This is a genomic window from Rhizobium bangladeshense, assembly GCF_001662075.1.
Lineage (GTDB): Bacteria > Pseudomonadota > Alphaproteobacteria > Rhizobiales > Rhizobiaceae > Rhizobium > Rhizobium bangladeshense_B.
Window position 1 is genome coordinate 91,431 of sequence record NZ_LYPL01000009.1, and the last position, 25,594, is coordinate 117,024.

At 60.9% G+C, this 25,594-nt stretch carries 24 protein-coding genes and 2 pseudogenes; 15 read left to right on the plus strand and 11 right to left on the minus strand.

Features of this window, described 5'->3' with window-relative positions; all coding sequences use genetic code 11:
• The first annotated feature begins 19 nt into the window (after positions 1–19).
• The 4 genes from A7X77_RS18545 (at position 20) to A7X77_RS18560 (ending at position 3,888) form a co-directional block, all read left to right on the plus strand.
• Complete coding sequence (locus A7X77_RS18545) at positions 20–916, plus strand: LysR family transcriptional regulator VtlR (RefSeq protein WP_004671024.1); 897 nt, start codon at positions 20–22, stop codon at positions 914–916.
• Between the two features lie 551 nt (positions 917–1,467).
• Positions 1,468–1,761 carry an ArsR/SmtB family transcription factor gene (locus A7X77_RS18550; protein WP_064684315.1) on the plus strand — a complete coding sequence of 98 codons (294 nt, stop codon included), beginning with the start codon at positions 1,468–1,470 and terminating at the stop codon, positions 1,759–1,761.
• A gap of 124 nt (positions 1,762–1,885) precedes the next feature.
• Positions 1,886–3,010 (plus strand): alkene reductase, encoded by a 1,125-nt coding sequence (locus A7X77_RS18555; RefSeq protein ID WP_064684316.1) that lies wholly within the window; start codon positions 1,886–1,888, stop codon positions 3,008–3,010.
• Positions 3,011–3,087: 77 nt separating this feature from the next.
• On the plus strand, positions 3,088–3,888 hold the full coding sequence (locus tag A7X77_RS18560) for an aminoglycoside phosphotransferase family protein (protein ID WP_064684476.1): 801 nt from the start codon (positions 3,088–3,090) through the stop codon (positions 3,886–3,888).
• On the opposite strand, the gene A7X77_RS18565 is transcribed toward A7X77_RS18560, so the two are convergent.
• Positions 3,885–4,910: an NAD-dependent epimerase/dehydratase family protein gene (locus A7X77_RS18565; RefSeq protein WP_064684317.1), complete on the minus strand. Its 1,026-nt coding sequence runs from the start codon at positions 4,908–4,910 to the stop codon at positions 3,885–3,887. The two genes, A7X77_RS18560 and A7X77_RS18565, sit on opposite strands and share 4 nt — an antisense overlap.
• 93 nt (positions 4,911–5,003) lie before the next feature.
• On the opposite strand from A7X77_RS18565, the gene A7X77_RS18570 reads away from it, so the two are divergent.
• Positions 5,004–5,909: a LysR family transcriptional regulator gene (locus tag A7X77_RS18570; protein WP_064684318.1), complete on the plus strand. Its 906-nt coding sequence runs from the start codon at positions 5,004–5,006 to the stop codon at positions 5,907–5,909.
• Between the two features lie 271 nt (positions 5,910–6,180).
• Positions 6,181–6,695, plus strand: a pseudogene (locus tag A7X77_RS18575) (GrpB family protein).
• Positions 6,696–6,697: 2 nt separating this feature from the next.
• On the opposite strand, the gene A7X77_RS18580 reads toward A7X77_RS18575, so the two are convergent.
• Positions 6,698–6,979, minus strand: coding sequence for a DUF2188 domain-containing protein (locus A7X77_RS18580; protein ID WP_064684319.1), 282 nt, complete (start codon positions 6,977–6,979; stop codon positions 6,698–6,700).
• 231 nt (positions 6,980–7,210) lie between these two features.
• Between A7X77_RS18580 and A7X77_RS18585 the strand changes: the two genes are divergently transcribed.
• Positions 7,211–8,308 carry a calcium:proton antiporter gene (locus tag A7X77_RS18585; RefSeq protein WP_064684320.1) on the plus strand — a complete coding sequence of 366 codons (1,098 nt, stop codon included), beginning with the start codon at positions 7,211–7,213 and terminating at the stop codon, positions 8,306–8,308.
• Positions 8,309–8,380: 72 nt separating this feature from the next.
• Here A7X77_RS18585 and A7X77_RS18590 read toward each other — a convergent pair whose 3' ends face one another.
• The 5 genes from A7X77_RS18590 to A7X77_RS18610 form a co-directional block, all read right to left on the minus strand.
• The gene (locus A7X77_RS18590; protein WP_064684321.1) at positions 8,381–9,250 is read right to left on the minus strand and encodes a hypothetical protein; all 870 of its coding nucleotides are present in this window, start codon (positions 9,248–9,250) and stop codon (positions 8,381–8,383) included.
• 28 nt (positions 9,251–9,278) lie between these two features.
• On the minus strand, positions 9,279–10,181 hold the full coding sequence (locus A7X77_RS18595) for a glycosyltransferase family 8 protein (RefSeq protein WP_082928834.1): 903 nt from the start codon (positions 10,179–10,181) through the stop codon (positions 9,279–9,281).
• A 286-nt stretch (positions 10,182–10,467) separates the two neighbouring features.
• Positions 10,468–10,854: a type II toxin-antitoxin system VapC family toxin gene (locus A7X77_RS18600; RefSeq protein WP_064684322.1), complete on the minus strand. Its 387-nt coding sequence runs from the start codon at positions 10,852–10,854 to the stop codon at positions 10,468–10,470.
• A 2-nt stretch (positions 10,855–10,856) separates the two neighbouring features.
• Positions 10,857–11,117, minus strand: a complete 261-nt coding sequence (locus tag A7X77_RS18605) for a type II toxin-antitoxin system Phd/YefM family antitoxin (protein ID WP_064684323.1) — start codon at positions 11,115–11,117, stop codon at positions 10,857–10,859.
• 96 nt (positions 11,118–11,213) lie between these two features.
• Entirely contained in the window at positions 11,214–12,416 is a 1,203-nt protein-coding gene (locus A7X77_RS18610) for a pyridoxal phosphate-dependent aminotransferase (protein WP_012484631.1), read from the minus strand.
• Between the two features lie 238 nt (positions 12,417–12,654).
• Between A7X77_RS18610 and A7X77_RS18615 the strand changes: the two genes are divergently transcribed.
• The 7 genes from A7X77_RS18615 to A7X77_RS18650 all read left to right on the plus strand — a co-directional run bounded on the left by A7X77_RS18615 (position 12,655) and on the right by A7X77_RS18650 (position 21,813).
• Entirely contained in the window at positions 12,655–14,328 is a 1,674-nt protein-coding gene (locus A7X77_RS18615; protein ID WP_064684324.1) for an ArnT family glycosyltransferase, read from the plus strand.
• Positions 14,329–14,575: 247 nt separating this feature from the next.
• Positions 14,576–16,957, plus strand: a complete 2,382-nt coding sequence (locus tag A7X77_RS18620; protein ID WP_064684325.1) for a marine proteobacterial sortase target protein — start codon at positions 14,576–14,578, stop codon at positions 16,955–16,957.
• Entirely contained in the window at positions 16,947–17,720 is a 774-nt protein-coding gene (locus A7X77_RS18625; RefSeq protein WP_064684326.1) for a class GN sortase, read from the plus strand. The genes A7X77_RS18620 and A7X77_RS18625 overlap by 11 nt, the downstream gene beginning before the upstream one ends.
• Positions 17,721–17,779: 59 nt before the next feature.
• Entirely contained in the window at positions 17,780–18,922 is a 1,143-nt protein-coding gene (locus A7X77_RS18630) for a PQQ-dependent sugar dehydrogenase (protein ID WP_064684478.1), read from the plus strand.
• Between the two features lie 688 nt (positions 18,923–19,610).
• Complete coding sequence (locus A7X77_RS18640) at positions 19,611–20,501, plus strand: DMT family transporter (RefSeq protein WP_064684327.1); 891 nt, start codon at positions 19,611–19,613, stop codon at positions 20,499–20,501.
• A 485-nt stretch (positions 20,502–20,986) separates the two neighbouring features.
• Positions 20,987–21,202: a cold-shock protein gene (locus A7X77_RS18645; RefSeq protein ID WP_003561293.1), complete on the plus strand. Its 216-nt coding sequence runs from the start codon at positions 20,987–20,989 to the stop codon at positions 21,200–21,202.
• Positions 21,203–21,351: 149 nt separating this feature from the next.
• Positions 21,352–21,813, plus strand: a complete 462-nt coding sequence (locus A7X77_RS18650; RefSeq protein WP_064684328.1) for a BA14K family protein — start codon at positions 21,352–21,354, stop codon at positions 21,811–21,813.
• A 62-nt stretch (positions 21,814–21,875) separates the two neighbouring features.
• On the opposite strand, the gene A7X77_RS18655 is transcribed toward A7X77_RS18650, so the two are convergent.
• Positions 21,876–22,670 carry an SDR family NAD(P)-dependent oxidoreductase gene (locus A7X77_RS18655; protein WP_064684329.1) on the minus strand — a complete coding sequence of 265 codons (795 nt, stop codon included), beginning with the start codon at positions 22,668–22,670 and terminating at the stop codon, positions 21,876–21,878.
• On the opposite strand from A7X77_RS18655, the pseudogene A7X77_RS18660 reads away from it, so the two are divergent.
• Positions 22,646–22,789 (plus strand): annotated as a pseudogene (locus tag A7X77_RS18660) (winged helix-turn-helix transcriptional regulator); the annotation flags it as partial. The gene A7X77_RS18655 and the pseudogene A7X77_RS18660 overlap by 25 nt on opposite strands.
• On the opposite strand, the gene A7X77_RS18665 reads toward A7X77_RS18660, so the two are convergent.
• The 3 genes from A7X77_RS18665 to A7X77_RS18675 form a co-directional block, all read right to left on the minus strand.
• Positions 22,786–24,162, minus strand: coding sequence for an ATP-binding protein (locus A7X77_RS18665; protein WP_064684330.1), 1,377 nt, complete (start codon positions 24,160–24,162; stop codon positions 22,786–22,788). The pseudogene A7X77_RS18660 and the gene A7X77_RS18665 sit on opposite strands and share 4 nt — an antisense overlap.
• A gap of 79 nt (positions 24,163–24,241) precedes the next feature.
• Complete coding sequence (locus tag A7X77_RS18670; protein ID WP_004680166.1) at positions 24,242–24,943, minus strand: response regulator; 702 nt, start codon at positions 24,941–24,943, stop codon at positions 24,242–24,244.
• Positions 24,944–25,435 carry a MarR family winged helix-turn-helix transcriptional regulator gene (locus A7X77_RS18675; protein WP_009989765.1) on the minus strand — a complete coding sequence of 164 codons (492 nt, stop codon included), beginning with the start codon at positions 25,433–25,435 and terminating at the stop codon, positions 24,944–24,946.
• Positions 25,436–25,594: the final 159 nt, after the last annotated feature.

Sequence of the window (25,594 nt, forward strand, 5' to 3'; positions counted from 1 at the left end):
CGGCATGAGAGGCGGGGGAATGCCACTGGATTGGGACAAGCTGCGTATTTTCCACGCAGCTGCCGAGGCGGGTTCGTTCACGCACGCGGCTGATAAGCTGCATCTGTCCCAATCCGCCATCAGCCGTCAGGTGAGCGCGCTGGAGCAGGATGTCGGCACCAAGCTGTTTCACCGCCATGCGCGCGGCCTGATCCTGACGGAGCAGGGTGAACTGCTGTACCGCACCGCCCATGACGTGCTGCTGAAGCTCGAAACCGTGAAGATGCAGCTCACCGAGACGACCGAGACGCCGTCCGGCAAGCTGCGTGTGACGACGACGGTCGGCCTCGGCCAGGGCTGGCTGACCGATAAGATCCAGGAATTCCTGCAGCTTTATCCCGATGTGCAGATCCAGCTGATCCTCGACAATGAGGAAGTGGATGTGAACATGCGCCATGCCGACTGCGCAATCCGCCTGCGTCAGCCGCAGCAGTCCGACCTCATCCAACGCAAACTCTTCACCGTGCACATGCACGTCTATGCCGCTCCCTCCTACATCAACCGCCATGGCGAGCCGCAGAAGATCGAGGATCTCGACAACCACCGCATCATCACCTTCGGCGAGCCGGCGCCGAGCTACCTGCTCGATGTCAACTGGCTCGAGGTCGCCGGCCGCTCGTCCGACAACAAGCGGATCCCGCATCTGCAGATCAACAGCCAGACCTCGATCAAGCGCGCCTGTCTCCTTGGAATCGGTGTCGCCTGCCTTCCGGATTACATCGTCGGACGCGATCCCGGCCTGATTCAGCTGGCGATCAACGCCGATGTTCCCTCCTTCGACACCTATTTCTGCTACCCCGATGAAATCAAGAACGCCGCCAAGCTGAAGGCTTTTCGCGATTTCATTGTCAGCAAGGCCAGAAACTGGAATTTTTAATCAAATTTATGGAATGTTTTCCATACTATGCATGGGACGCATGACTGGCATGCACAAATGTGGGTTGCCGTTTGCCCATTAAACCACCATATCGCACATAGCTGATGCACATGGTGGCTTTTCCTCCCAGTTCCACCGCATTAGCTGTTCCCCTCTGGAGGTTTTTAACCTTCACAATTATAAGGGCCCTGGTTTTCCAGCGGCCCTCTTTTTTTGCCTTAGCTTACCCAGGTATGCCGCGCCGCAAAAAAATTGTGCGGCGCATAGCAGGCATGCACAAAAAAGCATTGAAACCTGCCTAAGGAAGCACCATATCCCTTTCGGCTGATGCATTTCGTGGTTTCTCTCCCAGTACCACCGCATTAGCTGTTCCCCTCTGGAGGTTTTGACCTTCACAACTTATAAGGGCCCTGGTTTTCCGGTGGCCCTCTTTTTTTGCACAAAATTTGCGCACACGCGGCAGGCTGCCGCCTCACGCCTCCGTGATTTGCATATCGACGAGCATCGATCCATATATCGAGAAAATACGATTTATGGATCGACAAACGGCGATGGACAGAGACGAGATCATCAAGGCGCTCGCGCATCCCACCCGGATGGCCATTCTGAACTGGCTGAAAAATCCGGAGGAACATTTCCTCACGCAGGAGCATCCTTTCGAAATGGGGGTCTGCGCCAGCCAATTCGAACGGTGCGGCCTGTCGCAGTCGACGGTTTCGGCCCATCTCGGGACACTGCACCGCGCCGGCCTCGTCACCACCAAACGCGTGGGACAATGGATCTTCTACAAGCGCAACGAAGACACCATCGCAGCCTTCCTCAAGCAGCTGACGCAGGACCTGTAAAATCTCCGCCGCAGCCCTGATGGCCCGATCGGCCTTGACGCAGCGGCGCTCGACCATCTCTCCGCCTGGGGCCGGGCCGCCCTTGCCCCCGCCGAGTGATCCTCCCGCAAAAGAAAGGACCATCATGGCCAAGCTTTTCGAGCCCACCAAGGTTGGCGACATCACCGTCAAGAACCGCATCGTCATGGCGCCGCTCACTCGCAACCGCTCGCCGGGCGCGATCCCCAACGACCTCAACGTCGAATATTACCGCCAGCGCGCCACGGCAGGACTGATCATCACCGAAGCGACTGCGATCACCCATCAAGGCCAGGGTTATGCCGACGTGCCCGGTCTTTATAGCAAGGCAGCGCTCGAAGGCTGGAAGCGTGTGACCGACGCCGTTCACGCCGCCGGCGGCAAGATCGTCGTACAGATGTGGCATGTCGGCCGTATTTCGCACACGACGCTGCAGCCGGACGGCAGCAAGCCGGTCTCCTCGACCAATCGCGTCGCCAAGGCCAAGACCTACCTGGTCAACGCCGACGGCAGCGGCAGCTTCGCCGACACCTCCGAGCCGCGTGCGCTCGAAACCGCCGAAATCCCTGGCATCGTCGAGGATTACCGCAAGGCTGCCCGCGCCGCCATCGACGCCGGCTTTGACGGTGTCGAAATTCATGGCGCCAACGGCTATCTGCTCGACCAGTTCATTCGTGACGGCGTCAATGACCGCACCGACCAATATGGCGGCTCGATCGAGAACCGCACGCGCCTGGCCTTCCAAGTCGTGGATGCCGTCGTGAGGGAAGTCGGTGCCGGCCGCACCGCGATCCGCATTTCACCGGTGACGCCGTCGGGCGAAAGCTACGATTCCAATCCGCAGGCCACCTTCGCCCATGTCGTTGAGGGACTGGCCAAATACGACCTCGCTTATATCCACGTCATCGAAGGCCAGACGGGCGGCGACCGTGATTACAAGCAGGGCGACAATCCTCCATTCGACTACAAGGCACTGCGCCGGACCTATGAAAAGGCCGATGGCAAGGCCAACTGGATGGTCAATAACGGCTATGACCGCGACTTGGCGGTCGATGCCGTCGAAAGCGGCCGCGCCGACCTCGTCGCCTTCGGCAAGCCCTTCATCGCCAATCCCGACCTCGTCGAACGGCTAGCAAAGAACTTGCCGCTCAACACGCCGGACCAGTCGACCTTCTACGGCGGCACCGCCAAGGGTTACATCGACTATTCCGCTGTCGAGAAGGTCGCCTGAGGCCTTCGGATCAGAATTGCGAAATCCCGCTGAGAGGCGGGATTTCCATTTCCGCTCCATCTTTGTACGGTGTCGCCATGTTCGCTCCCTATCTCGATCGCTGGTCGCTCGTTGCCGACGGCGAGCCGATCCTCACCCAATCGAGCCGCCTGCTGCCGGTCTTCTGGCAGGATAGGCCCGCCATGCTGAAGGTCGCGACCGACACCGACGAACGATATGGCGCGCTGTTGATGCAATGGTGGGACGGCGATGGCGCTGCCCATGTCTACGCCCATGAGGGCGACGCCGTGCTTCTGGAACGGGCGACGGGCAAACGGTCGCTGCTTGCCATGGCGATGAATGGCGAAGACGACGAGGCCAGCCGTATCCTCTGCCGGACGGCCGCAAGGCTGCATGCGCCGCGCCAAAAGCCGCTTCCCGATCCAATACCCCTCACACGCTGGTTCCGTGAACTGGAGCCGACGGCCGATAAAGTTGGCGGCACATTTGCCGATTGCTCGACGGTCGCCAACGCTCTTCTTTCCGACCCGCGCGAAGTCACCATCCTCCACGGCGACATTCACCACGGCAATATTCTCGATTTCGAGACACGCGGCTGGCTGGCGATCGATCCGAAGCGCCTTCATGGCGAACGCGGCTTCGATTTCGCCAATATCTTTGCCAACGAGGAGCTGCCAACCATCACCGATCCCAGCCGTTTCCGCCGCCAGCTCGCCGTCGTCTCGATGGAAGCGAGGCTCGAGCCGAAGCGGCTTTTGCAGTGGATCGCCGCCTATTCCGGCCTTTCGGCCGCCTGGTTCCTCGGAGACGCAAACACGCCTCAGGTCGAGACGGCTCTGATGGTCGCCCGGCTCGCCCTTTCCGAACTTGCGGCTTAATGTCCGCCCTGCAGTGAATGCCCGACAACGGCGGACGCAGGCTGCTGATGCTGCGGTTCGGACAGGCAGCCGAGCGCCACGAGCGTCGCCTTGACGGCTTCGTCGATCGGTGTGCGCGGCTCGTTTCCGAGTTCAGCCGTCAGTCTGCTGTTCGACATCCGCAACGGCACCTTCCACAGATAACGCATCTCCATGATCTCCCGCATCAAGGGAAGGAAGGCCGCGGAGAGCGGCACGATCCACCAGGGAAAACGCCTGATCTTCGCCGTGCCGCCGGCAACGCGCCTGATCGCTTCCGCCATCTGCATGCCGTCGGCATCCCAGAAACCGTCCATATGATAGACGGCAAAGGACGGCAGCCGATCCGCCCGTTCGATAAGCTGCGCCATGGTTTCCGCCATGTCGGGCAAGTAGGTCCATTGATGACCGACGCCACGCCGTCCGGGGTTTTTGATCGTGCTGACCGGCTTGCCCGGCGTCACAAGGCCGGACGAGAACCAGCTGTTGGCAGTGGCGCCGGGGCCGAAGAAATCACCGGCGCGGACGATGATGACGCCGATGCCGGCTTGCGCCGCCGCCTTCAGCCGTTCCTCCATCTCGACCCGGATCGCACCTTTCCTGGTCACCGGATGCTGCGGGCTCTCCTCCGACGGCATCGGCAGGGCATCGGGACCGAAATTGTAGACGTTGCCGGGCAGCACGATGCGCAGGCCGAAAGCGCGGGCAGCGGTAATTGTATTGCCGAGCATCGGCAGCACCAGCTTGTCCCAGCCGCGGTAGCCCGGCGGATTGACGGCATGGACAATCAGCCCGACGCCTTCGGCCGCCTTCAGGATGTCGCAGGCATTCATCGCATCGCCCTGTACCCAATCGAATGCCGGCTCGTTCCGCATCGCCCGTTCCGCATCACGATTCAGCGCGCGGATCCGCCAGCCGCGCCCCAGCAGCTTTCGCGCAACCGCGCCGCCAATCCCACCGGTTGCACCGAGAACAAGGGCGGTCTTCTTCGTCTCTCTGCTCATCACATGCATCTCCTTCGATCCATGAAATGAATATGCTCCGGTTGCTGGGTAAACGAAATTGACGAAATCAGTGGATCAGATATACAAAAATATATGAACCCCGAACCGAGCTGGGATTTCTATCGCAGTTTCCTCAGCGTGCTCCAGCACGGATCGCTCTCGGCCGCCGCCCGCGAGCTGGGGTTGACGCAGCCGACCATAGGCCGCCATGTCGATGCCTTGGAACTGGCGATCGGCGCCGAACTCTTCACTCGATCGCCGAACGGTCTGCTGCCGACCGACGCAGCACTGGCGCTGAAGCCCTATGCCGAGACGCTGGCGGCAACCACCGCCGCGCTATTGCGGACCGCATCCAGCCAACGCGAACGCGTCGCCGGAACGATCAGGATCAGCGCCAGCGAGGTCATCGCCGTCGAAGTGCTGCCTGCGATTCTCGGGCCGTTACAGGACGCCCATCCCGAGCTGCAGATCGAGCTTTCGGCTTCCGATGCGATCGAGGATCTGGTGAATCGCGAGGCCGATATTGCCGTGCGCATGGCCGAACCGCAGCAGGATGCGCTCGTCGTGCGCCGCATCGGCGATATTCCGCTCGGCTTCCATGCCCATCGCCGCTATCTCGAAAGATATGGCATTCCGCAAAGCGTGGCTGACCTCCCACATCATCGGCTTATCGGCTTTGACCGGCAGACGGCCTATGTCCGCCTGGTGATGAAGCGCTATCCGGTGCCCGATGGCATCAAATTCGCCTACCGGACCGACAGCAACCTCGCCCAGCTTGCCGCGATCCGCGCCGGCGTCGGCATCGGCCTCTGCCAAGTCGGGCTTGCACGGGAGAACCCTGATCTCGTGCATCTCCTGGCCGATGTTTTCAACATCCCGCTCGGCACCTGGGTGGCGATGCATGAGAGCCTGAAATCCTCGCCGCGCTGCCGCGTCACTTTCGACGCGCTGGTCAACGGCCTGCAGGACTACTACCGGTATTCGACTAGAACAGGATGATTTTGGGCCTGGTCGGCCTAAATCTGAATACTGTTCTAAATTAAAGAGTTAGAGCATGATGTCGTCCGAAAACCGCTCCTACTTTTCGGCATCATGCTCTGGCGGATATTCACAAAATCGGAATCGATTTCCGAAAAGAATCATGCACAATTCAAGGGGTCGGCAGCGTGCCTCCACCCGGGATGGGTATCACTTTATACCCCTGTTTTCTCGCGATTCCCGACACCCAACCGCATCACCATTTTGCTGACATCGCTCTAACAGGATAAAGATGACACCTCACAATCCGGTTGAACTGGTGCCTTACGATCCGCAATGGCCGGCGGATTTCCGGCGCATCCGCAGCCGGCTGCTCACCTGGCTGCCGCAGGCGCTCTCGATCGATCATATCGGCAGCACGTCGATAGCGGGCATGATCGCCAAGCCTCTGATCGATATCGACATCGTTCTTCCCGGCCTCGAGCATGTCGCCGATGCCACAGCGGTGCTTCTGGCGGAAGCCTATGAACCGCGCGGCAATCGCTATGACGACGACGTCTGGGCATTTTTATCGAGAGGCTCGGCACCGGCGGAACGGGTCTACCTCTGCCCGGCCGGCAATGGCACACATCGAAACAGGCTGGCTTTCCGGGATTTTCTCATCGCGCATCCGGAGTCGGCGAGCGAATATGCCGCGCTCAAACGCAGACTGGCAGCCGAGTTCAGGACGGACGGCGATCGCTATACCGCGCAGAAGCGCGACTTGTCGACGCGATAGTCGCGCGGGCATTGAAGGGCAATGCCTAGCGTCACGCGCCATGCGGGGCTCCGGTCGCGCGATCCTGCCATAGGCCGTCCACCACTTCCGTTTCCGGCCGGTCTCCGCCCTCGGCGTATTCCTCGTGCCACTTGCCGTTTTCGTCCTGCCAGCTGATCTCGGCGGAATCGCCGCCGACCTGCTGTTCGGCCGCGACGATACGCGCAGCTTCGAGCGCGTCGGCATGGCTCGGAAATGCTTCGGAATAGACGCCTCCCAGTCTATAGGCCCAGCCGCCGTCATGCGGCACGACTTCGTAGACCACCTTGACCATGCATCCGTCTCCTCATCTTTATGTTGCGCATTCGCACGCCTCCGGACAGGATCCGGATCATCGCGGCCGCTTGACGAGAATACGAGGACGCCGCGATCTGCTTTCCGGCCCCGATGGCGTTCAGTATTCCATTAAACGCCGAAGACTGCAAATAGCCGAGTGCGGTGGCGCGCTTCCCATCCCGAATCAGTGACTTAGTTAAGAGGCATGAATCGCAACGGGAGCTTTGATTTGGGCATCGCTTCACGCTTTAAAGCGGAAAAATATCTCGTCGCCGCGCTTGCCGCCGCGATGATCGCGTATCTCCTTGAACACGCAGTGATCGAAATGGGACGCGGTGTCGCGCTGCTCGCCGCCGCGGCCTTGGTCGGCACCATCGTGCTTGCCTCGATCCGCGTCGCCCATCACGCCGAACTGCTCGCCGTCAAGGTCGGCGATCCCTACGGCACGATGATCCTGACACTTTCCGCCCTCGCCGTCGAAGTCCTCATCCTCGCCATCATGATGACCGGCGAGAGTTCTCCGACGCTGGTGCGCGACACGATCTATTCGGCCTTGATGCTCGATATCAACGGCATTCTCGGCCTCGCCGCCCTGCTCGGCGGCCTCAAACACGGCGAGCAGCCCTATAACGACAATTCGGGCAAGACCTACGGTGTGATGATCCTCACCGCCATGGGCATTTCCATGGTTGTGCCGGAATTCGTGCCGAGCGATAAGTGGCACTATTATTCCGCCTTCACCATCGTCGCGATGATCGCGCTTTACGGCCTCTTCCTGCGCATGCAGGTCGGGCAGCACAGCTATTTCTTCAGTTACAGCTATCCGCGCTCCGAGCGGAAGAAGGAAAGTCACGACGAACGCGACACCGAGGAGTCGGCGGCGGTCTCGATCGTGAGCATCCTCGCAGGCATAGTCATCATCGGCGTGCTCGCGGAGTTCATGTCGGCTTTCATGGCTGAGGGCCTGCGCGACAGCGGCGCCCCGATCGCCGTCACCGCCGTCGTCGTCGCGGCGATTTCGGCCGCACCCGAGATCCTGACCGCCTTGAGAGCGGCGTTGAGAAACCGGATGCAGGCGACGGTCAATATCGCCATGGGCGCCTCGCTGTCGACGGTGATCCTGACAGTGCCCGCCATGGAGGCGATCGCGCTCCATACCGGCCAACCCCTCATCATGGCGATGACTCCGGTGCAGACGGTGATGGTCGCGATCACGCTGATTGCCGCGGCAATCAATCTCAACGATGGCGAGACCAATGCCATCGAGGGCATGACGCATTTCATCCTCTTTTCTACCTTCGTCATGCTGACGGCGCTGGGGCTTTGAAGACGGCGCGGAGATTGATCGCCGAAGAAACTCTTTCGGCAGGTCACGCCCTCCGACGAGAACCGGCGGCTATCATTTCTTCGTTTTTTCGAGGTAGCGCTCTTTACGGGTTTTCGGCTTGAAGCGCCGAAAGAAGTTTTCGACGGCGCGAATGGATTTGGTGACCGACATCAGCCGGTCGATCTGGCCGTTCGCATTGTGGAGCCGCTCGGACAAGACTTCGGCCGCCGTCATCGCGATCTCGATCGGCGGCACCTGTGGAAACCGCTTGGCGAGCGCCGAATAGGGGCTGGCATCGACCCCGCCCAACATCGAGATCGAACCCATCCTGGCAAAGAGTCGCAGGAAGATCTGCTCGAACGTCCAATCATGCACGTCGAAGACCTTCCACTTCTCGCTTCTCTTGGCCGAAAAGCCGGCAAGCAGGATCTTGCCCGGCAGTTGCAGGTCGGCGATCCAGAGCGCCGTTGCAAAGCCGCTCGTGGCGATTTTGCCCTGGGGATAGAGATCGCCAAGCATCTGCGTCAGATCGAGGTGGCGGGCCTTGGCGCCTCTGAAGCGGCTTTCCTCGCTGAAATTTTCCTCCGGGGAGACGCGAATATTGATGACACCCAGGAAGTCATCGCCGGCAAAGAAGCGCAGCACATCGCCCACCTCGCGACGGTGGACGATATTGGCGCCCATCACGCCGCTGCGGGCAACCAGCACCGCATGACCGGCGAAGGGCTCGTCGAGCACCTTGTAGACATTGTTGAAGAAGACGTAGAGCGCGGTCTCCGGCAGCTCGCTTCTGAGCCGTTCGAAATCGACCGCTTCGCTATTCGCCACAAGCACGATGTGGGAATAGCGCGACAGCAAAGCCTTCCACGCTTCTGGTGTCAAGAGATTCACTTCGCCATCTTCGGCGGTCGTAGTCCTGATATCGCTCGGAATTGATTCCATCGGCTCACATGCACTTTCCAAGGACGATCTAGCTGTTGCTGAAATAGGCGCGCATCTGTGCAAGCCGCGTCAGCCCGCCGATCTGCTTTCCCACGTGCGAGAAGAAACCGGCAACCCGGCCCGCCGCTGACGGCTGCTTGCAGAAGGAGGCCCACGGCGTGTTGCGGAGATCCTCGGCATAACGCTCGGCTATCCGACGGTGCACCCAGGGAACGGTCGCCTGCCACGGTTTCTTACGACCGGTGAAATGAAGGATGGCCGGTCGGTCGATGAACGGCAAAAGCCCCGTCTGCGTGTTCCAGCACGGATCGAGCACCAGCCAGTCGCCGTCGAACGTAACGTTCAGCGCATCCTGGTCGTTGTTTTCGAACAGATGCGAGCGCTCCTCGAAGACTTCCCGGGTCCTGGCAAAAAGCCCCTTTGCTCGGCAGACCGACCAGTCGAACAGCAAGACGCCCGCGTTGAAGTAGCGCCCGCCCTCGCTCATGCCGATCTTGCGCTGCCGCGCGCCCGCCTTCTCGGGAAAGGCCATGACATAGTCATCGACGGCGGCAAGCGCCTTGCCCTGGAGATCCCTGGTGAAGAGTTCGTCGACGGACGCTACCGCCAGCACATCGGCGTCGAGGTAAAGCAGGCGCACGATATTATCTGGAATTTGCAGATCCATATAGAGCCGCGCCAGCGTGGCGGCGGACCAACGGCCCCGCGCCTGGCGCGCCGTATCCGGCGTCGCATAGGGCAGCACCTTGATGGTCATGCCATGCAGGTGCGCGAAGCTTTCGACCTCGGCGACCTCGTTCGGCTTCAGGTCGATGCCGAGAAGCAGGAATTCACCGGCCCTCGCCAGATTGCGCTTGACGGAAAGCAGGGTGCAGCAGGCTGCCGGCAGCATGTTGACGTCGGAACAGACGATGACGGCACTCTGCTGCAAAATCCGGCCTCCCAAAGCGGCAACTTGAACTTGATGGCGGATATCTAGTTGGTTTGACGGCCGCCCGCAACCTGAGATCACCCGCGCCGCCGACGCTCCCCCCTCACGATTTGAATCGGAATTCAACGACTTGCGAGGCAAAGCCGAATCGTTGCCGCAAGGTCTTCAATCAGAATGGAAGCCTAAAGCATGTCGCGCAAAAGTGTGCAGCGGTTTTGCGATGACGACATGCGAGAAATCAAAAACCTGGAGCGCTGGGAGCGAAGATGAAAGATTGCGACGCGCTTCAGAGGCGCAGCGCCAGCGGATGGTCGACAAGCAATCGGTCGACCGTCACAAGCTGCAAGCCCTCGACCCTGCACTGCGCTAGCAGCAGGCGGTCGAAGGGATCGCGCGTCTCGGGCTCGGGATCGGCAGCGGTGATGACGTGGGGGACGTCGACGGGCAGGATCGTCAGTCCGGTCTCCCGGAGATAGACGGGAATGGTCTCTAACGGCAATCCCGGCTGCAATTTGCCTAGCCTCGTCTTGATGGCAATTTCCCAGAGACTGGCGACGCTGACGAACCCGCTGGCGGCATCGTCAGAAAGCAGCCGCTCGACACGCGGAAAACGTTTCGTCAGGTGCTTCTGCGCAATCGCGATCACCATGTGCGTGTCAAGCAGGACCCGCATGGTCACGGCAGCGGCTTCAAAAGGAAATCTTCCGGCAGAGGATCGTCGAAGTCGTCGGCGATATACATCTCCGTCCTCGTGATGCCCTTGGAACGCAGATAGGCTTCGCCCGCTTCCAGGTTCAAACCGCCGCGCTTCTGATGCGGCACGAGATCGAAGACCGGCTTGCCGTTCCGGGTCACGACAATGGTCTCACCTTCCTCGACCTCGCGGGCAAGCTCGGTCAGGCGGTTCTTCGCGTCACGGATTGAAACGATCTTCATGACATCAAATGTAGCTACATGCAGCCACAGCGTCAACACACGAACAAAAAGCCCGCCGTCGCCGGCGGGCCTTCAATCGAAGTTGGCGCAACCGGCTTACTTGCAGGCGGCGCAGAAGCGCTGGATGCGGCGGCAGGCTTCCTCGAGCAAATCCTCCGAGGTTGCGTAGGAAATGCGGAAGTTCGGGCCGAGACCGAAGGCCGAACCGTGAACGACGGCCACACCTTCCGATTCCAGAAGCTCGGAGACGAAATCCTCGTCCGTCTCGATGACCTTGCCGGAGGGGGCGGTCTTGCCAATCAAGCCCTTGCAGGACGGATAGACGTAGAAGGCGCCTTCCGGAACCGGGCAGACGATGCCCTTGGCCTGGTTCAGCATGGACACGACGAGATCGCGACGGCCTTCGAAGATCTTCTTGTTGGCCGGAATGAAGTCCTGAGTGCCGTTCAGCGCTTCGACGGCCGCCCACTGGGCGATCGACGTCGCGCCCGAGGTTTGCTGGCCCTGGATCATGTCCATCGCCTTGATGAGCTGGATCGGGCCGGCCGCATAGCCGATACGCCAGCCGGTCATCGCATAGGCCTTGGAGACGCCGTTCATCGTCAGCGTGCGGTCGTAAAGCTTCGGCTCGACTTCGACAGGCGTGACGAACTTGAAGTCGCCATAGGTCAGGTGCTCGTACATGTCGTCGGTCAGCACCCAGACATGCGGGTGCTTCATCAGCACGTCGGTCAGCGCCTTCAGCTCGGCATGCGTATAGGCAGCACCCGTCGGGTTGGACGGCGAGTTGAAGATGAACCACTTGGTCTTCGGCGTGATCGCCTTTTCGAGATCGGCGGCCTGAAGCTTGAAATTATGCTCCTGGGTGGCGGAAACGAAAACCGGCGTACCGCCGCACAGCGCCACCATCTCGGGATAGGAAACCCAGTAGGGCGCAGGGACCACGACCTCGTCGCCGGGGTTCAGCGTCGCCATGAAGGCGTTGAACAGGATCTGTTTGCCCCCGGTGCCGACGATCGTCTGCTCCCAGGAATATTCCAGGCCGTTCTCACGCTTGAATTTGGCGGCGATCGCCTTGCGCAGTTCGGGAATGCCAGAAACCGGCGTGTACTTCGTCTCGCCGCGGTTGATCGCGTCGATGGCGGCCTTCTTGATATTCTCGGGCGTATCGAAATCCGGCTCGCCGGCGCCGAGGCCGATGACGTCGCGTCCTTTTGCTTTCAGCTCGCGCGCTTTCTGAGAGACAGCGATGGTGGCTGAAGGCTTCACACGGGAAAGAGCATCGGCAAGGAAGGCCATGATATCGGTCCTAATGGTTGAAACGGGCAGAAAGCCGGGACCGGAGTTCTGCGGTTAGCTCTATGTCCAATGTATGACGGCATTTCAAGCGCAAAGGCGTGATGGGGGCAATGATTCTTATTGATCGTTTTCGCCACACAGGGCGAGCCGGGGTACTTGCCATCTCAGCACGAGGGAGGAGGGTCAGTACTCAATTTGGATGAATTGCTTTTTAAGCCGCTGCTGATGAACTGCCGGCATGAGAAAGCCGCCCCGCAAGCCCTCCGCACCGCTGCGTCTCGCGCCGGACGCCCTGGAATTGAATCGGTCCGAAAGTCGGCAATACCCGCGGGAGACGATCGACCGGGAAATGGCTTCCCGCAATTATCTGAACGTCGACACGGCGATCTTGCTGGGGATCCTGATTATTGCGATCGTCTTCAGGTTCCACAAGATCACCTTGCCGCTGGTCGACGGCTTCAGTTGGCGTGAGATAAGCACCGCCATGATGGCCGACAACTTCCAGCAGCGCAGCTGGAACATCTTCTTTCCCGAGGTCAGTTGGACCGGGCCCGGGCCAAGCTATCAGGGCCGCGAGTTCCAGATCGTCAGCTACCTTACAGCCCTGCTCTACCAACTCTTCGGCTGGCACGACTGGTTCGGCCGCGTGGTCGCAGCCTTCTTCGGTCTGCTGACCGTGTTTTCGCTGCACAGGCTGACGGCGCTGTGCTGGGGCGAGATGCACGCCCATGCGGCGGCATTGGCCTACGCGCTGATGCCGGCGGCAATCCAGATCGACAGCTCGTTTCTTCCCGATCCCGCGATGCTAGCTTTGGTCACTCTTGGTGTCTGGCTGTTCGCCAAATACTGGGTCGGCGGCAGCGGCTGGCTCTTGCCGCTCGCCACGGCCAGCTTCTCGCTCGGCGTGCTGTCAAAGCCTCCGGGCATCGCCGCCGGCGCCGTCATCTTCTATCTGATGGTCTGCTGGATTCTGGAGAAGAAGTGGAAGCGGGCGAGCTTGGTCTTCCTGTCAGGGCTTTTGAGCCTGACCATCATCGGCGCATATTTCAGCTGGGCGATCTATCTCGCCCGCAGCTATCCGCCGTTTCATTTCGCCGGCAGCGGCGGCTATATCTGGGATTACGGCTTCTGGACATATGTCAGGGACAGGTTCTACTTCAAATCCGCATGGAACACCTCGGTTTTATGGTTCTATGGCTATCCGTTCATGGTGCTGTTCGCGGTCGGCATGTGGATGCCGCCCAGACCCGCCGAAGACCCGAAGCAACGCATCCTTTCGGCCATTCCCTATGTGTGGCTGGCCGCGGCATCGATCCTTTATCTGGCGGCGGCGGGCGAGATCACCAGCAATGTGTGGAACCTCCACATCTTCCATGTGCCGGTCGCGATATTCTGCGGCCATGGCGCGCTTCTTCTGGCAAGGCTTTCATCGACAACCTTTCTAACGCCGGCGGTGATGCTTCGCTCGATCTGTATCGTGGCCATAGCGCTCGGCTGGTCGACCCTTCCCCTCGTGAGGACGATGAAGAAGCCAATCGCGATGAAGGGCAAGCTGCTTGGCGAGGAACTGGCGCGGCTGACGCAACCGGGCGACCTCGTCGTCGCCATCGCGCCCGAAGTCGGCGATCCCGTCGCAGTTTACTACAGCAGGGCGCGCGGCTGGGTATTCCCGCCCGGCGGAGGCGATTCCGAATGGTCGAAATTCGTCGCGGATGACGCCACCGCGATCGCACAGCTCGAGGAACTGCGCGCGCAGGGCGCGGATCTGTTCGGCGTGGCCAAGAACGCCACGGACAAGCAGGACCTGCTGTTCGTCGAGCATCATAAGGGCGTGATCGACTATCTGGACAGGACCGCAACCAAGCTCACGGATTCAAATGATTTGCTGGTCTACAGGATCACCCGTCCATGAGAGCCGCGGAATGAGCCTCGACGGTTGAGGGCCATGCATTTCGACCGCATCACGTCCGGCACTTCGCGTTGGCAACCGTCGCGTTTTTGTCACCTAAACCCTTAGAAATCAGGGGCATTGTCGGATTCGCCCTTCGCCACGAATAAGCCGCAACAAATGCCGCACGCCGCCGCAATTCGGTCGCGAGCGCGCCGAGATCGAAGCCGCATCATTGCGTTATCCAAAATTGGTTATTGAGGGTACGCCAATGTTTCTGGAAGATGAGTTCGCCATCGGGCGCATGCGCATGCGCCGGATTTCCATTTCATTTCTTGTCGCCGCCACTGCCTTTGCCGCGTGCCTCGCAGCCATGCTGGGACTTGCCTCAGCCGCGCGCGCCGAGGCGCAGCAGACATCCGGCCAGCTCGCGGCCCTTGTCCGGCCGAACGACGTCAATAGCGGCTCGCTGCTCTTCCCGGCGAAGGAACCCGGCTTCTACGTCGAAGCGCCGCGGCTGAAGACCGACGTCGCAATCGACGTCTCGGGACCGATCGCCAGGGTGAAGGTGACGCAGCGCTTCCAGAACCCGAGCCAGGGCTGGGTCGAGGGCACCTATGTCTTCCCGCTGCCGGAGAGTTCCGCCGTCGACGCGCTGAAGATGCAGATCGGCGAACGCTTGATCGAAGGCCAGATCAAGCCGCGCCAGGAAGCCCGGGAGATCTACGAGCAGGCGAAGGCCGAAGGCAAGAAGACGGCGCTGCTCGAACAGCAGCGGCCGAACATTTTTACCAATCAGGTCGCCAATGTCGGCCCCGGCGAAGAAATCGTCGTGCAGATCGAATATCAGCAGACTGTCCGCCAGTCGGGCGGTGAGTTCTCACTGCGCTTCCCGATGGTCGTCGCACCGCGCTACAATCCGGCGCCGATCGTCCAGACGGTCGAATTCAACAACGGCGCCGGTTTCGCCACGCCGAGCGAGCCGGTGGAAAACCGTGAGAAGATCGAAGCCACCGTGCTCGATCCGCGCGAGAATGCAAAAATCAACCCCGTCTCGCTGACCGTCAACCTCAAGGCGGGTTTTCCGCTCGGTGACGTCACATCATCTTTCCACGCGGTCGAAATCGGACGGGACGGCGATCAGGCGAGGACGATCAGCCTAAAGGGGGATTCCGTTCCCGCCGACAAGGATTTCGAACTCACCTGGAAGGCTGCTCCCGGCAAGACGCCGAACGCCGGTCTCTTTCGCGAAGTGAAGGACGGTAAGACCTATCTGCTCGCCTTCGTCACCCCGCCGACGGCGCCGGATGCGGCAGCGCCGGCCAAACGCGAGGTGGTCTTTGTCATCGACAATTCCGGCTCCATGTCCGGCCAGTCGATCGAGCAGGCAAGACAGAGCCTGGCGCTCGCCATTTCCAAGCTGAATCCGGATGACCGCTTCAACGTCATCCGTTTCGACGACACGATGACCGATTATTTCAAGGGTCTCGTCGCCGCCACGCCAGACAATCGCGAAAAAGCCATCGCTTATGTCAGAGGCCTGACCGCCGACGGCGGCACCGAAATGCTGCCCGCCCTCGAGGACGCGCTGCGCAACCAGGGCCCGGTCGCAAGCGGGGCGCTACGCCAGATCGTGTTCCTAACCGACGGCGCGATCGGCAACGAGCAGCAGCTCTTTCAGGAAATCACCGCAAACCGTGGCGATGCCCGCGTCTTCACCGTCGGCATCGGCTCGGCGCCGAACACTTATTTCATGAGCAAGGCCGCCGAAATCGGCCGCGGCACGTTCACCCAGATCGGATCGGCCGATCAGGTGGCAAGCCGCATGGGCGAACTCTTCGCCAAGCTGCAGAACCCCGCCATGACCGATATCGCCGCGAATTTCGAAGGCATCGCGGCCGAGGACATCACGCCGAACCCGATGCCCGACCTTTATAGCGGCGAGCCCGTCGTGCTGACGGCGGAACTGCCTGAGGATAAGCCAGCCGGCAAGCTGCAGATCATCGGCAAGACGGGCGACCAGCCTTGGCGCGTCGAGATGGATATCGCTCACGCCGCCGACGGCAAGGGCATCTCCAAGCTCTGGGCGCGGCGCAAGATCGACGATTTTGAAACCCGCGCCTATGAGCGCCGGGATCCTGCCGCGCTCGACAAGGTTATCGAGACGGTGGCGCTTGCCCACCACCTCGTCTCCCGCGTCACCAGCCTCGTCGCCGTCGACGTCACGCCGTCACGGCCGGCAAACGAGCCGCTCGGCTCGGCAAAGCTGCCGCTCAACCTGCCTGACGGTTGGGATTTCGGGAAGGTGTTCGGCGAAAATGCTGCGCCGCTTGGCGGCGGGCAACCCCATGGCTCGATCACGCCGACGGAGGGTTCCGGATCGCAGCACGCTGCCGCCGTCATCCACGGGCGCGGCGCATCGCCGGAGATCGCAAACCTGATGGCCGCAGCTCCGACCGCGAAGGCCGCCACCATGATCGCGCAGAAGACTTCGACCGTGAACCTGCCGCAGACGGCGACCCGCGCCGACGAACAGATCATGCGCGGGCTTACCATGCTGCTCTTGGCGCTGACGGCGGCAAGCGGACTGGCCGTGTGGCGCCGGCGCCTCAAAGGCGTCATCACCACCGGAGGCAGGCGCAATGGCCTCTAGTCGCCCTGCCGGCAGGAATGAGGAAGCGGCTGAATTCGAGCCGCTTCCGACCTACCTGGAACTCGCCATGGCCGCGGCCACGGCCCATGACAGACCGAAGGCGCGCCAGAAGAAGGGCTTTTTCCTCTGGCGCCTTTCGTCGATCGAAAAGGCAATCGCCATTGGGATTGCCGGCCTGGCGCTCTACGGCCTGGCGCTGATCGGCGACGGTTTGCTGCTGAAGGCCAAGGCAGAGCTCTCTCAGGTGCTGCTGAAACGCGCCTTCGCTGCGGAACTGCGGGGCGAAGCGGCAAAACCCTGGCCTTGGGCGGACTTCACCACGGAAGCCAAGGTGCGCGCACCGCGCCTCGGCAAGGAGGCAATCGTGCTTTCCGGCGCTTCCGGCGAGGCTCTCGCCTTTGGTCCTGCCTGGCTCGCCAACACGCCGCAGCCAGGCGATGAAGGCACCGCGGTCATCGCCGCTCATCGCGACACCCACTTTCGCTGGCTGCAATATATAAAGCCGGGCGACGCCATCGAAGTCACCCGCCGCGACGGCAAAGTCCTGACCTTCAAGGCCGGCGAAGGCCGCATCGCTCCCTGGGATGCCAGCGGCATCGATCCCGCCTCCGACGGTCGCCATCTCGTGCTGACCACCTGCTGGCCCTTCGACGCGACAGAACGCGGGCCGCTGCGCTACATCCTCGAAGCGGAATTGGTCGATGACGAGGCGACAGGTTCCGTTCAACCGGCAAACACAAAGCCGTTATTGCAAGGCATATGAGGGTTGAAGCCGTCCCCTGCCTGCTCCAGGTTCAGCATGAAGAGACGACGGGGAGCAAGATGAAGAGAGTATCCGCCTTCCATTTCGCTGCAGCGCTAGCGTTCGCAGGCGCCATATCGGCCAACGCGGCCGATACCGTCAATACACAGGGTCCCGCTGTTCGTGTCGAAAAACTCGCCGATGGGCTCGACCATCCTTGGGCGGTCGAGGCACTGCCCGGCGGCGGCTATATCGTTACCGAGCGGCCCGGCCGCATGCGCATTATCCGCGACGGCAAACTGTCCGATCCGATCGCTAATGTGCCCAAGGTCAGCGCTCGCGGCCAGGGTGGGCTACTGGATCTGGCGCTCGCCCCGGATTTTGCCACGAGCAGAAAGCTCTACTTCACCGCCGCCATGAGGAATGACCAGGGCTCCGGCACCGAAGCCTTCAGCGCGAAGCTTTCCGCTGACGAGAAGAAGCTCGAGGCTGTAACGCCTCTGTTCGGCATGCGGCGCTTCACATCCACCAACATTCATTATGGCTCGCGGATCGCGATTGCCCGTGATGGCACACTGTTCATCAGCGTTGGAGACCGCGGCGACCGCGACCGTTCCCAGGATTGGCAGGACAATGCCGGCGCGATCATCCATATCAATGCCGACGGCAGCATTCCCGCCGACAATCCCTTCAAGGACGGCGGCAAGGCGCTGCCGGAAATCTGGTCGAAGGGCCACCGCAACCCGCAGGGCATCACCTTCGATACCAAGGACGGCAAGCTCTATACGGTCGAGCACGGCGCGCGCGGCGGTGACGAAATCAACCAGCCCGAAGCCGGCAAGAATTACGGTTGGCCGATCATCACCTACGGCCGCGATTATTCCGGCGCCGAGATCGGCGAAGGTACCGCCAAGGAAGGGTTGGAGCAGCCGCTGCAGTACTGGGATCCGTCAATTGCGCCCGGCGCGCTCGCGGTCTATCGCGGCGCCATGTTCCCGGAATGGGACGGCGACTTCCTCGTCGCAGCGCTGAAATTCCAGCTGCTATCGAGAATGCAGCGGGATGAGAGTGGCGCCTTCGTTGCCGAGGAACGCCTTTTCGAAGGCGACTATGGGCGCATTCGCGACGTCGTCGTCGCGCCCGACGGCGCGTTGCTGATGGTGACGGACGAGGACGACGGCGCGCTGCTCAGGGTCTCGCGCGCCGATGCCAACAACGGCTGAGATCCCGATCGGTCTCGAGGGATCTATTTGCAGCTATATTCCCAGATGAAGTATTGAGGATGCCTAGCGTCAGGATCCTCGTCTTGTTCCGGATCTTTGCTCAGCCAGATATTTCCGAGCGAGGAAACACCGCCCTGGCAGGTGGTTTTGATCAGTCTGGCCACCATCTCGAAAACCTGCAAATGGCGGTCGCGAAACGACATTTCGGCCAGCGGGCCTGTATACTTTTTCCCGCTGTGAATGACTTCAATTCTGCGATTGTTCGAAAGTTAGGGCGGTAACTTGATAACTGAATTTCGATCCGTTCCGCTTTATTGTTCCACTTTTCACAGCATCGCGGGCATGAGCCGGTCCCATAGCAAGGACCAGGAGACCCAACAGCGCAATAAAGCCTAAATATTCCCGTCCATAAGAAGCGCTCCCACTACATTCACTTGACACGCTCTAACTCTCCACACAATCGGGCGGCATTGCCACCGCAGCCATCTTTTGTTTCCACAGGAACATGATCTCAAGGCGGTTGGGAGAACAGAGCGATCACCAACGGGAAGACGTTTCAGAGCAAAGTAGAGGCCGCCCAAGGCGCAATCGATCAACTTCGGCGACCCGCCAAAACCTCACCCTTGCCGAATGGAAACGCAACTGCTAACCGCTTCAAGCACCTTCCCCTTCAACCTTCGAGGACGACATGACGCGCGTTCAGGCGAATCTCCTTCTATTGCTTGCGGCTGCCATCTGGGGCGGCGGCTTCGTCGCTCAGTCGACGGCTATGAAGGCGATCGGCCCCTTCTGGTTCATCGCGCTGCGTTTCGCCGTCGCCACATTGGCCGTGCTGCCTTTCGTCGTTCTGGAAGCGCGCAAGGCGACAGTGAGGACAAGCGCACACCACGCGAAACTCTACATCCTCACCGGCCTTGCCCTTTTCTCCGGCGCAGCCACGCAGCAGATCGGCCTGCAGACGACGACGGTGACGAATTCCAGCTTCATCACCGGCCTTTATGTCGTCTTCGTGCCGCTCATTTCCGTCTTCTTCCTGCGCCGCGCCCCCCATTGGATCATATGGCCGGGCGCGCTGATGGCTCTCGCCGGCATCTACCTCCTGTCCGGCGGTCATCTCTCGGCGCTGACAACGGGAGATCTACTGACAGTCGTCTGCGCCTTCTTCTGGGCCATTCAGATCAGCCTTGCCGGCACGACGGTTTCCAAAACCGGCAGGCCGCTTGCGGTGTCGGCCACACAATTCGCCGTCACCGCGGTCTGCGCCCTCGTCATTGCCGCAGCGGTCGAACCGATCGCCCTTTCGGCCATATGGGCGGCAGGCCCAGAGATCCTCTATGTCGGCATCTTCTCGTCAGGCTTGGCCTTCGTGCTGCAGGTGATCGCCCAGCGGTACACCACGCCATCCCAGGCGGCGATCTTCCTCTCTTCCGAAGCGCTCTTCGGTGCTTCGCTCGCAGCCCTGCTGCTCGGTGAGTCGATGCCGGCGACTGGATATACAGGTTGTGCGCTAATGTTTACCGCTATGCTTGTAGTCGAGCTGGCGCCGGGATTGACCCGCCGCCGCCTGCCTGCCGCCTGAACACGCGTCCAAATATGGGTGGATGCCGGATTCGAAAAAAAATTAAGGAATTCGGAAAGCCCGTTTACGTTGCATTTTTGGGAAAATCTGCTCGCAACTTAGATTGCAGACGATATAAAACGTTAATCATTCCGCATTCACGAAGGAAATTTTGCGTTTTTGCGCGAATTGGCTGTTGGCGGGAGTGTGCCCTGAACGACACGTTAAAAAACTTTTGCTTGCCAAAATCCCGGAAACGCCGCACTCTCGCCTCGTTCGGGCATTTTGCGAGCATGGGAAGTCCTTAAGTATTTGCGCGCCGGAAACGCTAATATTCCGGTCAGCCGGTTCCGAAAAAGGCAGGCGAAAGTCCTGTCTGGGGCAGGCCGAGGTAGAGGGGACCTTTTTCTCACATTTCAAGAATTGCCTGCCAACACCTCCCGCAAGGAGGCAATGCTATGATGCTGCCCGTGTGGATGGCGGGCAGAGAGAAAAGGACCTGACGCATGGCCGAGACTGGCACTGTAAAATTCTTCAATACCGACAAAGGCTTCGGCTTCATCAAGCCGGACCGGGGCGGCGCCGATATCTTCGTTCACATTTCTGCCGTCCAGGCCTCCGGGCTGGCCGGTCTGACGGAAAACCAGAAGGTAAGCTTCGACACGGAGCCGGATCGCCGCGGCAAGGGCCCCAAGGCCGTCAATCTGCAGATTGCAGGCTGAACCCTTAACAAGGCTGTCGAATTTCGAGTTGAAGCCCGGCAGCAATGCCGGGTTTTGTCATTCAGCCTTCGTTCAGCTAGCGAACGCTAGGACTAGCATCATCGAGAAAGGAACCGGGGTTCGGTTCCCGGGATTAGGACTCTCTGCTTATGAACAGGCTCGCAAAAACTCTCCTTCTGACGGCAACCGCCGCCGCACTTACCCTCTCCGCCATCGGTGAGGCGTCGGCTCGCGATCGCCATTGGCGCCGGCACGGCGGCAACGATGCGCTTGTCGGCGGCGCGGTCGGCCTTGCGGCCGGCCTGATTGTCGGCTCGGCCATCGCCAATGCCAATAACGGCCCCGTCTACGAAGAGCGCCGTTATATCGACCCCGCCTACGAGCCGGATTATTATGAGCCGGCACCGGTCTATCGCGCTCCGCGCCGCGTCTATGTCGAAGAGCCGCGATATGTCGAGCAGCCGCGATACTATGCGCCGGCCCGCACGGCGGTGGAGCCCTGGTCGCCGCAATGGGCGCGTTACTGCTCCTATCGCTACCGCTCGTTCGATCCGCGCACGGGCACTTATATCGGTTATGACGGCCGCAGCCACTTCTGCACCGCCGGCTGAACGCTCGACTATCTCTGATGCAAAGCGCCGCTCTCAGCGGCGCTTTTGCTTTTTGGATCCCTTCACCCGGCCTTCTTTTCCCAAGGCATCGGTCCCACCTCGACATCAGTCTCGAAATCGGTCGAGACGCTGACGGCGCGCCATTCCCGGTCGGCTGCGATGCGCGCTGCATCCGCCTTCTCGACGTTGCGCACCGCATCACTGCCGAGCAACAGCCGGAACGGCGGCTCGTCGAGTCCGGCAATGTGGATAATGACCGCAGCCGCATTGGCAGGATCGCCGGGCTGACGGCCGTCATACTCGCGCTGAAAGCGCACCGTGGCGCCGACCGTTTCCGCATATTCGGCCCGCCCCTCGGCAAGCACCGTCGAAGCGCCGGCGAAATCCGTCCTGAAGCCGCCGGGCTCGACCACCGTCACCTTGACGCCGAACGGCGAAACCTCCTTCGCCAGCACTTCGGAGAAACCCTCGATGCCGAATTTTGCCGCCGAATAAGCGCCGCGGCCGGCAGGCCCGATACGCCCGCCGACGGAGGAGAACTGAATGATATGGCCCGTCCCCTGCCCGCGCATCAAAGCGATCACCGCCTTGCTCATGATGATCGTGCCGAACAGGTTGGTTTCGATCTGGGCGCGGAAATCGGCAAGGCTGGTATCCTCGATCGAGCCGACATTGCCATAGCCGGCATTGTTGACGAGCACGTCGACAGGGCCGAACCTCTTGACGGCTGCCTCGATGGTTGCGGCCGCTGCCGCCTCGCTCGTCACGTCAAGCGCCGGCGTCAGAACCTGCCCGCCATAGCGCTCGGAGAGATCGGCAAGCTGGGCGGGATTTGCCGCCGCGCGTCGAATACGAATTGACGCCGCTCGGCCGTGACCTTCTCATGCAGGTCGCAACGCTCTGGCGATGGATTGTCGCGCGCCTCGGCGATTTCGATGCGCGCAACGCCGTGAAGCTCACTGCAACCACCGTTTAAGCCGGAATGCGGATCGTCGCCCTCAAGCCTCCGAGCGGGCTATCGCCGAGCGTGACGTTGCCGCCATGGCTGCGGGCAATGTCACGGGCAATCGCAAGACCGAGCCCGGTGCCCGACGCATCGAGATTGCGCGCCGCATCCAGCCGGAAGAACGGTTTGAACACGTCCTCGCGATTCTTCTCCGGAATGCCCGGCCCGTCATCGTCGAAGACAACAGTCAGCCATTTGGCGTTGTGTTTGGCTTCGATGTCGAGCCTATTGGCATAGCGGCGCGCGTTCGAGGCCAGGTTGGTGACGAGACGCATGAAGGCGTTCGGCCTGACCGATATCTCGTCGTCGCCTTCGATCGAATAGGCGAATGTCTTGCCGTGCAGGGCGAAATCGGCCTCCAGTTTGGCGAAGATCTCGCTGAGCTTCAGTTCGCCGACATCCTCTTCGACCTCGCCGCGCGCGAAGGCCATATAGGCCTCCAGCATCGTCTGCATATCATTGACGTCGTCGTTCAGGCCATGCAGGTCGGGATTGTCGCCGGCGAGGGCCAGTTGCAGTTTGAAGCGGGTGAGGATGGTGCGCAGATCGTGGCTGACGCCGGAGAGCATCGCCGTACGCTGCTCGATCTGCCGCTCGATGCGTTCGCGCATCAAAATGAAGGCAAGGCCGGCGCGGCGGACCTCGTCGGCGCCGCGCGGATAGAAATTGTCGGGCTTCTGCCCCTTGCCGAAGCTTTCGGCCGCGCGCGCCAGCATCAGGATCGGGCGTATCTGTCCCCGCAGGAAGAGGATCGAGATACCGATCAGCACCAGCGAGGTGCCGACCATCCAGACGATGAAGATATGGGTATTCGAAGCATAGGTCTGACTGCGTTTGGCCAGCACCCTGAGAATCTTGTTTTCAAGCTTGATGCGGATCTCGACCAGATTCGAGTTGCCGACCGTATCGATCCAGAAGGGCCGGTGGATCTCGTCGTTGATCTCGTCGCTGAGGATGCCGTCAAGGATCGAGAAGAACGGCTTGACCCGTGGCGGCGGCAGGTCGCCGTCGGGCTCGATCGAGATCTGCAGGTTGAGCTGATCACGCGCAATCCGGATGATCTCGCCATAGTCCGAATTCTGCGGATAGGTCTCGACGATCTCGATGATCGCGGCGATGTCGCGGGTGACGGCGAGCGACAGCCGCTCCGTCACCATCTGCCAGTGGCGCTCCATGAAGACGGCGGCGACGACGGATTGCAAGAGCACCATCGGGATGATGATGATCAGCAGCGAGCGTGCGTAAAGCCCGGTGGGCAATCGGCGCCGCAGCCAGCGGACGATCCAGCGCCAGCCCGCAACAGGAGCGCGGTCTTCCCGCCGCAAGCCGTCCATTGTCGCCATCAGCGTCGGTCCTGGCCTTTCGGAGCATGGTGCCGGAAAGTGTGAACCGTCAACGGCATCATCTTCCGCTTCCTCAAATCTAGTCGATGCTCAGCCTGTATCCGATGCCGCGCACTGTCTGCAGCCAGACGGGGTTGGCCGGATCCTCCTCGATCTTGCGCCTGAGCCGGTTGATCTGCACGTCGATCGTCCGCTCACCGACCTCGGTGTCATTACCGATCAGTTCGTGGCGGGGGATCGTGTCGCCGGCGCGCCGCGCAAAGAGCAGCATGATCTCCTGCTCGCGGTCGGTGAGCCGGATCACCTCGCTGGCCTTCTTCAGCTCCTTGCGGGTCAAGGAGAAAGTATAGGGCCCGAACATGACCTGTTCGATCTTCAGCCCCTCACCGCCGGCGTTGCGGCGCAGGATGTTGTTGATACGCAGCACCAGCTCGCGCGGATCAAAGGGCTTGGAGAGATAGTCGTCGGCGCCGGCCTCGAGGCCTTCGATGCGGTTGCCCGATTCCGCCAGCGCCGTCAGCATGATGATCGGCACGTTCTTGATGGCGCGAAGCCCGCGGGTGACGTCGATGCCGGATTCACCAGGCATCATCACATCCATGATGATGAGATCGAAATCGAGACCTGCAAGCTTGCGCTGCGCCTCGGCGCCGTCGGCCGCGACGGTGACGCGAAAACCGTTCTCCGCAAGATAACGATTGAGCAGCGCGCGAATGCGGGAGTCGTCGTCGACCACCAGCAGATGCGCCGCATCATCGGAAATACCTGTCTTGACCGCCATTCAATCCGCCTTCTTTCTGTCCCGCATGCCCCCGAGGAAGGCCTTCACCCCCTCCCGCACCTGCGCGGAGGCTCCTTCGAATGCCCGCTCAATGCGGCGCGATTGCGGCTCTGCAAGCGCAAGCGCCAGCTCGCGCCCCGATTTCGTCGGATAAAGCTTGCGCTGCCGCCGGTCCTCAGGCCCCGCCACCTGGCGAATATAGCCTGAATCGATCAGCTGTTTCAGCACCCTTGCAAGACTCTGCTTGGTGATCTTCAGCGTGTCGAGAAGATCGGCCACCGTCATGCCGGGATTGCGGTTGACGAAATGCACGACACGATGATGCGCCCGGCCGAAACCGCTCTTTTCGAGGATGGCGTCGGGATCGGAAACGAAGTCGCGATAAGCAAAGAAGAACAGCTCGATGATCTCGAAATCGATCGTCTCGGTATCTTCCATCGGCGTGGCCAGCGGCTCCGGCTTGCCCGCTTTCGGACCGGTCTGTCGTGACACTCGGCTTTCCTTTCTCTTCCCCGCACTGCGGGACGCTTTTGGGGATAGGCCAGTTTTATTGACTTAAATCTGCGTCGTTGCTGGCTTTCCGAACTCTGCGGCAGCCCCGCACGGACCTTTATCTGCTTGGCATTTTCTTGGAACCAAGGCCCATCCGGC

What these genes read in the sequence shown, in the direction of transcription:
- A7X77_RS18545 (WP_004671024.1), top strand. Translation starts at nt 20, where the DNA reads ATGCCACTGGATTGGGACAAGCTGCGTATTTTCCACGCAGCTGCCGAG.
- A7X77_RS18550 (WP_064684315.1), top strand. Translation starts at nt 1,468, where the DNA reads ATGGACAGAGACGAGATCATCAAGGCGCTCGCGCATCCCACCCGGATG.
- A7X77_RS18555 (WP_064684316.1), top strand. Translation starts at nt 1,886, where the DNA reads ATGGCCAAGCTTTTCGAGCCCACCAAGGTTGGCGACATCACCGTCAAG.
- A7X77_RS18560 (WP_064684476.1), top strand. Translation starts at nt 3,088, where the DNA reads ATGTTCGCTCCCTATCTCGATCGCTGGTCGCTCGTTGCCGACGGCGAG.
- A7X77_RS18565 (WP_064684317.1), bottom strand. Translation starts at nt 4,910, where the DNA reads ATGAGCAGAGAGACGAAGAAGACCGCCCTTGTTCTCGGTGCAACCGGT.
- A7X77_RS18570 (WP_064684318.1), top strand. Translation starts at nt 5,004, where the DNA reads ATGAACCCCGAACCGAGCTGGGATTTCTATCGCAGTTTCCTCAGCGTG.
- A7X77_RS18580 (WP_064684319.1), bottom strand. Translation starts at nt 6,979, where the DNA reads ATGGTCAAGGTGGTCTACGAAGTCGTGCCGCATGACGGCGGCTGGGCC.
- A7X77_RS18590 (WP_064684321.1), bottom strand. Translation starts at nt 9,250, where the DNA reads ATGGAATCAATTCCGAGCGATATCAGGACTACGACCGCCGAAGATGGC.
- A7X77_RS18600 (WP_064684322.1), bottom strand. Translation starts at nt 10,854, where the DNA reads ATGCGGGTCCTGCTTGACACGCACATGGTGATCGCGATTGCGCAGAAG.
- A7X77_RS18605 (WP_064684323.1), bottom strand. Translation starts at nt 11,117, where the DNA reads ATGAAGATCGTTTCAATCCGTGACGCGAAGAACCGCCTGACCGAGCTT.
- A7X77_RS18610 (WP_012484631.1), bottom strand. Translation starts at nt 12,416, where the DNA reads ATGGCCTTCCTTGCCGATGCTCTTTCCCGTGTGAAGCCTTCAGCCACC.
- A7X77_RS18615 (WP_064684324.1), top strand. Translation starts at nt 12,655, where the DNA reads ATGAGAAAGCCGCCCCGCAAGCCCTCCGCACCGCTGCGTCTCGCGCCG.
- A7X77_RS18620 (WP_064684325.1), top strand. Translation starts at nt 14,576, where the DNA reads ATGTTTCTGGAAGATGAGTTCGCCATCGGGCGCATGCGCATGCGCCGG.
- A7X77_RS18625 (WP_064684326.1), top strand. Translation starts at nt 16,947, where the DNA reads ATGGCCTCTAGTCGCCCTGCCGGCAGGAATGAGGAAGCGGCTGAATTC.
- A7X77_RS18630 (WP_064684478.1), top strand. Translation starts at nt 17,780, where the DNA reads ATGAAGAGAGTATCCGCCTTCCATTTCGCTGCAGCGCTAGCGTTCGCA.
- A7X77_RS18640 (WP_064684327.1), top strand. Translation starts at nt 19,611, where the DNA reads ATGACGCGCGTTCAGGCGAATCTCCTTCTATTGCTTGCGGCTGCCATC.
- A7X77_RS18645 (WP_003561293.1), top strand. Translation starts at nt 20,987, where the DNA reads ATGGCCGAGACTGGCACTGTAAAATTCTTCAATACCGACAAAGGCTTC.
- A7X77_RS18650 (WP_064684328.1), top strand. Translation starts at nt 21,352, where the DNA reads ATGAACAGGCTCGCAAAAACTCTCCTTCTGACGGCAACCGCCGCCGCA.
- A7X77_RS18665 (WP_064684330.1), bottom strand. Translation starts at nt 24,162, where the DNA reads ATGGCGACAATGGACGGCTTGCGGCGGGAAGACCGCGCTCCTGTTGCG.
- A7X77_RS18670 (WP_004680166.1), bottom strand. Translation starts at nt 24,943, where the DNA reads ATGGCGGTCAAGACAGGTATTTCCGATGATGCGGCGCATCTGCTGGTG.